General features: G+C 75.1%; 1 protein-coding gene. It reads right to left on the minus strand.

The genetic code is table 11. The annotated features are described in order from the left end of the window. Positions 1–7,679: amino acid adenylation domain-containing protein (locus ADK55_RS07690; protein ID WP_053676722.1), on the minus strand; the 7,679-nt coding region annotated here is incomplete at its 3' end. Positions 7,680–7,815 lie beyond the last annotated feature (136 nt).

The following is a 7,815-nucleotide window of genomic DNA, read 5'->3' on the forward strand; positions in this document are numbered from 1 at the left end:
GCCGGGTCCATCAGCTCGATCGCCGAGACGGGCGCCGTCGGGTCCGCGACCACGGCCGTCAGGAGCCGCACGAGCCGATCGGCCAGGGTCCGGACCGTCCCCTCGTCGAAGAGATCGACGGCATAGCGCACCCCGCAGGTCATGCCCGCGCCCAGCGCGTCACGGTCGGGCGTCCGCCGGAAGAGGATCTCCAGGTCGAACTTGGCGGCCCCGGCGGCCACCGGAACCTCCTCGGCGGCCAGCCCGGCGAGCGGACGCGCCACCTCGGCGCCGCCCTCGTAGGCCACCATCGTCTGGAAGAGGGGGTGCCGGGCCAGCGACCGCTGCGGGTTGACGGCCTCCACGACCGCGTCGAAGGGCAGGTCGGCGTGGTCGAGCGCGGCCGTGCCGGCCGCCGCGGTGCGCCGCAGCACCTCCGCGAAGTCGGGCTCCCCCGACAGGTCGGCGCGCATCACCACGGTGTTGACGAAGAAGCCGACCAGCGGATCGAGGGCCTCCTCGCCGCGCCCGGCGACCGGGCTGCCCAGCGGGATGTCCTCTCCCGCGCCGAGCCGGTGCAGCAGCGCCGCCACCGCGGCCGTGACGACGGTGAACACCGTCGTGCCGGCCGATCCGGCCAGCCCGTCCAGGCCCGTCACCAGCTCGGTGGGCAGGACCGTTTCGAGGGTGGCGCCCCGGTGTGAGGGCACGGCCGGCCGCGGCCGGTCCACCGGAAGGGACAACTCCTGCGGCAGCCCCGCCAGCGCGGTGCGCCAGAAGTCCGCCTGGCGGTGCGCCGGCGAGCCCTCCGCCGCCGGGTCGCCGAGCAACTCCCGCTGCCACAGCGCGTAGTCCGCGTACTGCACCGGCAGCGGAGCGAACTCCGGTGCCCGGCCGTCGAGGCGGGCCGTGTACGCGCGATCCAGGTCGGCCAGCAGGGGACCGGCCGACCACTCGTCGCCCGCTATGTGGTGCACCAGCAGGAGGAGCGTCCAGTCCTCCGGGCCCGCCTCCAACAGCGTGACCCGCAGCGGGAGTTCAGACCCCGGATCGAAGGCGTGGGCCGCCGCCTCCTCGGTCCGCGCGGCCAGTTCACCGGCCGGCACCCGGGCCGTCGAGAACGGCACCACGGCCTCGGCGGGGGCCAGGATCCGCTGGTACGGGCCCTCGGCGTCCTCGGCGAACAGGGTGCGCAGGGCCTCGTGGCGGCCCACCACGTCGGCGACCGCCGCCCGCAGCGCCGCCGGGTCGAGAGCCCCGCGCAGGCGCAGCACGAGCGGAATGTTGTAGGTGGCGTTCGGGCCGTCCATCCGGTGCAGGAACCACAACCGGGCCTGGGCGTACGACAAAGGCAACCGGTCCGGGCGCGCGCCCGCGACCAGCGCGGGGCGCGCGGCCCCTCCCCGGCCGTCCAGCCGCGCGGCGAGCGCGGTGACCGTACGGGCCTCGAACACGTCCCGGATCGAGCACTCGGTGCCCGTCGCCCGGATCCGGGCGACCACCCGGGTGGCCAGCAGGGAGTGCCCGCCGAGCCGGAAGAAGTCGGCGTCGGCGCCGACGGCGGACAGCCCCAGCGCCTCCGCGAACACCTCGGCGACCCGCACCTCGGCGGCGCCCCGCGGTGCCCGGCCGGTCGGCTCGTCCGTCGACACGGGCGCCGGCAGGGCGGCCCGGTCGAGCTTTCCGCTGATCGTGGTCGGCAGTTCCGCCAGGGTCATCACGACGGCCGGGACCATGTGGTCCGGCAGCACGCGCGCCAGTTCCTCGCGCAGCGCCGCCGGATCGGCCGGGCCCGTGACGTAGCCGACGAGCCGGGGGATGCCGGGGATGTCCTCGCGGACCACGACGGCCGCCGCGCTCACGCCGTCGAGCACGGCGAGCGCGCTCTCCACCTCGCCGAGCTCGACGCGGAACCCGCGGATCTTCACCTGGTCGTCGGCCCGGCCCAGGAACTCGATCAGGCCGTCGGCCCGCCACCGGGCCAGGTCGCCGGTCCGGTACATCCGGCTGCCCGGCCCGCCGAACGGGTCGCAGACGAAACGCTCCGACGTCAGTGCCGGACGCCCCAGGTACCCGCGGGCGTTCTGCTCGCCCGCCAGGTACAGCTCACCGGGCACGCCGACGGGCACCGGCCGCAGCCGGGCGTCGAGCACGTGGGCCCGGGCGTTGTCCAACGGCCGCCCCACCACCGGGGTGGCGCAGTCGCCGACCCGGGCGACCAGCGCGTCCACCGTGAACTCGGTGGGCCCGTAGTAGTTGACGACCTCCACGTCGGCGACCTCGCGCAGCTCCGACCAGAGCCCCGCCGGCACGGCCTCGCCGCCCAGCAGGAACAGCGGCGGGCGCCACGATCCGGTCAGCAGCCCGGCGTCCACGAGCCGGCGGCCGTACGACGGCGTCACGTCGAGGGCGTCGACGCGCTCCTGACGCACGTACGCCACGACCGCGTCCGCGTCCCGCCGACCGTACTCGTCGAGAACGTGCAGCTCGTGGCCGGCGACCAGCCACAGCAGCTGCTCCCACGAGGAGTCGAAGGAGAAGGAGGCCGTGTGCAGGGCGCGCACCCGGCGTCCGAGACGGGCCGCGACCGGCAGGTACAGGTCCCGCTCGTGGTCGCGGAACAGCCGGGTCAGGCCGGCGTGCCGGAGCACGACGCCCTTCGGGCGACCCGTGGAACCCGAGGTGTAGATGACGTACGCCGCGTGCTCGGGGTCCACGTCCGCGTCCGGGCCCGCCACCGCAGAGGCGAAACGTTCCACCGTCGAGGGCGCGTCCAGGACCACGGCGGGAACGCCCGCGACGCGGTCGGCGACCGCGAGGGTGGTCACCACGCACACCGGGGCGGCGTCCTCCACCATGAACGCCAACCGCTCGGCCGGCAGGTCGAGGTCGAGCGGCAGGTACGCGCCGCCGGCCTTCAGTACGGCCAGGACCGCCACCACGGCGTCGGCCGAGCGCGGCACGGCGAGGGCCACCACCGCGTCGGGCCCGACGCCCTCCTCGACCAGCACCGAGGCCAGCCGGTCCGCACGGTCGCGGAGCTCGGCGAACGTCAGCCGCTCCGCACCCGCGACCAGCGCGAGCGCGTCCGGATCCAGGGCGGCCCGCTCCGCGAACACCCGCGTCACGCCCTGCGGCGGCACCGGGCGGTCGGTCGCGTTCCAGCGGTCCATGCGGGCCCGCTCGGTCTCCGCGCGCAGCTCCCACGCCGACACGGGGCGGGTCGGATCGGCGACCGCCTCGGCCAGCACCCGCAGCAGCCGGTCCGTGAACGTCTCCACCGTCGCTCGGTCGAACAGCGCGGTGGAGTAGAAGACCTCCAGCTCCAGGTCCTCGCTGTGCGCCGCGTCCGAGAAGGTGATGTCGAGGTCGAACTTGGTGGCCCCGGGGTCCACCCGGTCCACCCGCGCCGGCAACCCGAACAGGACCCGTACGTCCTGGGTCACGGTGCTGTGGGACACCATCGTCTGGAACAACGGATGCCGCGCCAGCGAGCGTTCGGGGTTGACGGCCTCCACGACCTGGTCGAAGGGCAGGTCGGAGTGGTCCAGCGCCGTCAGGTCCGCGGTCCGTACCCGCTCCAGCACCTCGCCGAAGGCCGGGTCGCCGGACAGGTCGGTGCGCAGCACCAGCGTGTTGACGAAGAAGCCGACCAGTTCGTCCAGGGCGCTGTCGGCCCGACCGGCGACGGGGCTGCCCAACACGATGTCCTCGCCGGCGCCGAGCCGGTGCAGGAGCGCCGCCACCGCCGCGTGCACGACCATGAAGACGCTGGTGCCGCTCTCCCGGGCCAATGTCCTTATGCCCGAGGCGAGTTCGGAGGGCAGGGGGCGGTACACCAGCGCCCCCGCGTGATCGGCGACGGCCGGTCGCGGTCGATCGGCTGGCAGTCCCGCCTCCTCGGGCAGGGCGTCGAGGACCCGCCGCCAGTACCCGGCCTGCTCGCCCGCCACCGAACCCGGCTCGTCCACCGCGCCCAGCAGCCGGCGCTGCCACAGGGCGAAGTCGCCGTACTGGAGCTCCAGTGGGGGGAACCGGGGCGCTTCACCGGCGCACCGGGCGGCGTAGGCCTGCTCCAGGTCGCGCAGGAACGGCCCCATGGACCACTCGTCGCTCGCGATGTGGTGCAGCAACACCACCAGCGCGTCCGCGCCGGACCGGGCGTCGCGCACCAGCGTCACCCGCAGGGGCGCCTGCGCCGACAGGTCGAAGAGGTGGGTGAGCGCGAGGTCCACGGCGGCGTCGAAGCCGCCCTCCGGCACGTCGCGCAGGTGCAGCCGGACGTCCGCCTCGGCCGGGCTCAGCACCCGCTGGTACGGAACGCCCTCGCGCTCGCCGTACACCGTCCGCAGCGCCTCGTGCCGGGTGACGACGTCACCCAGCGCGGCGCGCAGGGCCTCGGCGTCCAACGCGCTGTCGAAGCGCACCGCGAACGGGATGTTGTACGTGGCGCTGGGGCCCTCCACCTGGTGCAGGAACCACAGACGCTGCTGCGCGTACGACAGCGGCAGCGGATCGGGGCGGTCCCCGGCGGTCGGCGTCGGACGGGCCGCGGCGGTGCGGTCGGCGAGCCGCGCCGCCAAAGCCGCGACCGTACGGGCCTCGAAGACGTCGCGGATCCCGCACTCGCGGTCCAGCGCGGTCCGCACCCGGGCGATCACCCGGGCGGCCAACAGCGAATGCCCGCCCAGGGAGAAGAAGTCGTCGTCCGGACCCACGGCCGGCAGGGCCAGCACCTCCGCGAAGATTCCCGCGAGGATCTCCTCACGGGCACCGCGCGGCGCACGACCGGAACCGGTCAGACCGGACAGGTCGGGGGCCGGGAGCGAACGCCGGTCGACCTTCCCGTTCGAGGTCAGCGGGAACGCGTCCAGCACCACCACCGCCGACGGGACCATGTACTCGGGCAGCCGCCGGGCCGCCGCCCGGCGCAACGCGCCCGCCTCGGGGGCCGGGCCGTCGCCGGCCGGGGTGACGTACCCGACCAGTGCCGGGAAGCCGGGCAGGTCCTCGCGGACCAGGACCACGGCGCGCCCCGCGCCCTCGGCCGCCGTCAGCGCCGCCTCGATCTCGCCGAGTTCGATCCGGAAGCCGCGCAGCTTGATCTGGTCGTCGGCCCGGCCGACGAACTCGATCCGCCCGTCCGCGGTCCGCCGGGCCAGGTCGCCCGTGCGGTACATGCGCTCGCCCGGCCCGCCGAACGGGTCGGCGGTGAACCGCTCGGACGTCAACGCGGGCCGCCCGAGGTAGCCCCGGGCGAGCTGGGAGCCGCTCAGGTACAGCTCGCCCTGACGGCCCGGGGCGACCGGGCGCAGGGCGCCGTCCAGGACGTACGCCCGCGTGTTCCAGAACGGCACGCCGATGTCCGGGACACCGGTGTGGTCGGGCGCCAGGTCCGCGGAGGTCGCCCAGACGGTGGCCTCGGTCGGCCCGTAGACGTTGGTGACGGACAGCGCGGTACGGGCCAGCCGCTCGGCCAGCACGGCCGGCAGGGCCTCTCCGCCGACGAGGACCCGGGTGCCGTCCAGGGTGGTCGGCCGACCGTCCTCCAGCAGCGCGTGCCACAGGGAGGGGGTGGCCTGCATGACGGCCGGGCGGTGCTCGTCGACGAGGGCGGCCAGGGCCGCCGGGTCGCGCACGGTGTCCCGGTCGGCGAGGACCACCGTCGCCCCGCAGATCAGCGGGGTGTGGATCTCCAACGCGGCGATGTCGAAGGAGATGGTGGTGACGGCCACCAGCCGGTCGTTCGGGGTCAGTTCGAGGACCTCGGCCTGCATGTGCAGGAAGTTGGCCAGGGCGCCGTGCGAGATCACCACGCCCTTGGGGCGGCCGGTGGAGCCCGAGGTGTGGATGACGTACGCCGGGTGCTCCGGGTCCGGGGCGCGCAGGTCGGCCGCCGGGTCCTCGGGTCTGACGCCGGCGAGCGCGGCGAGCGTGTCCGGGGCGTCCAGGACCAGGGTCTCCACCCCCGCGACCTGCGGGGCGAGGGCGGCACTGTCCAGGGTGGTCAGCACGCACACGGGGCGGGCGTCCTCGACCATGAACGTGAGCCGGTCGGCGGGGTAGTCCAGGTCCAGCGGCAGGTAGGCGCCGCCGGCCCGCCAGACGGCGAGCAGGGCGACGATCAGGTCGGCGGTGCGGGGCAGGGCGAGCCCCACGAAGCTCTCGGGTCCGACGCCACGGTCGGCCAGCACCCGGGCGAGCCGGCGCGCACGCTCGTCGAGCGTGGCGTAGTCGAGGGTGACCGGACCGCAGATCACGGCGGGCAGCAGCGGATGCCGGCGGGCCTGCTCGGCGAAGGCCTCGATCGCGGTACCGGGAGGCAACGCCCGCGCGGTGTCGTTGCCGGCGCGCAGGGCGCTCTCCAGTGCCTGCGGGGAGAGCAGGTCGGGACGACCGACGGGAACGAGCGGGCCGGCCGCCGCGGCCGCGCGCAGGAAGCGGGCGAACTCCCGGCAGCGCTCGGCCAGCGAGGCCGCGTCGTACGCCTGGGGGTTGCCGTCGAACTCGAAGCGGATCCGGCCCTCGGCGGCGTCGTGGTACACGCCGAGGGTCAGGTCGTCGACGGGACCGGCGGCGACGTTGTGCACGGTGGCGGGGGCGCCCGCGAAGTCCAGGGAGTTGTCGAACGCCTTCACGTTGACCATGGGACCCAGCAGCCCCCGGGCACGGCCGGACAGACCCAACTCGCGGCGGATGTCCTCCGCGCGGTAGCGCTGGTGGCGGCGCAGGTCGCGGATCCCGGCGGCGACCTCGGCGACCAGGTCGCCCAGCGCGACGCCGGGCCGCACGGCGATCCGCAGCGGCAGCACGTTGACGACCATGGCCGGGACCTTGAGCGCGGCCGAGCCCAGGCGCGCCATGGCGGGCATCGACAGCAGCACGTCGTGGGTGCCGGTCGCCCGGTGCAGGAACGCCGCGAACGCGGCGGTCACCACGTCGGCCCAACTGGCGCGGGCGGAACGTGCGATGTCCAGGAGACCGGCGGTCTCCTCGGCGGACAGGGTGGCGCCGTCGCGCAGGAAGGCGTGCGCGGCGGGCAGTACGGTGCCGCTCAGCGGCTCGGGTTCGGGGCAGTCGGCCAGCCGTTCCAGCCAGTACGCGCGGTCGGCCTCGAAGCGGGGCGACTCGCGGTACTCCCGCTCCTCGTCGGTGACGACCTTCAGGGCTCCGAACGGGTTCGCGGGCGGCTCCTCGCCGCGGACGAGCGCGGTGTACACCTCGGCGGTGCGCCGCGAGATCAGCGAGAAGCCGAAGGCGTCGAGCGCGATGTGGTGGGCGCGCTGGTACCAGAGCGTGCGGCCCGGACCGATCCGGTGGAGCGTGAACGCGTACAGGGGGTCCGTCACGGGATCCACCGGCGTGGCCATGTCCCGGCGCATCAGGGCGAGCGCCGTGCCGAGCGGGTCGTCCTGGCCCGTGTGGTCGAGCATCGCGACGATCGGCCCGGCGGCCGGTCCGGGCCAGGTCAGCTGGTACGGATCGCCGGCCTCGTCCTCGCCGAACCGGGCCGTGAGCGCCTCGCTCTCGGCGACGGTGCGCCGCAGGGCGGTCACGAACAGGCCCGGGTCCAGGTCGCCTTCGATCTCGACGTACTGGCCCACGTTGTAGACCGGGGACTCGGGATCGAGCCGCTGTCCGTACCAGACCCCGGTCTGGGCCCCGGTGAGGGGGAGGCGCTGGGAAGGGCGGTCACTCATGGGGATCGTGCTCCAGGGTTCGGCGGCGGCGGGGCGAGGAGGCGGTCGGGCGACGGATGGTGCCCGCAGGTGGCGGAAGGTCAGCGTCCGGACGGGGCGGGGGAGGCCGCCAGGAGGCTGACGAGGCCGGCGGCGG

It is taken from the genome of Streptomyces sp. WM4235, from assembly GCF_001279725.1.
Lineage (GTDB): Bacteria > Actinomycetota > Actinomycetes > Streptomycetales > Streptomycetaceae > Streptomyces.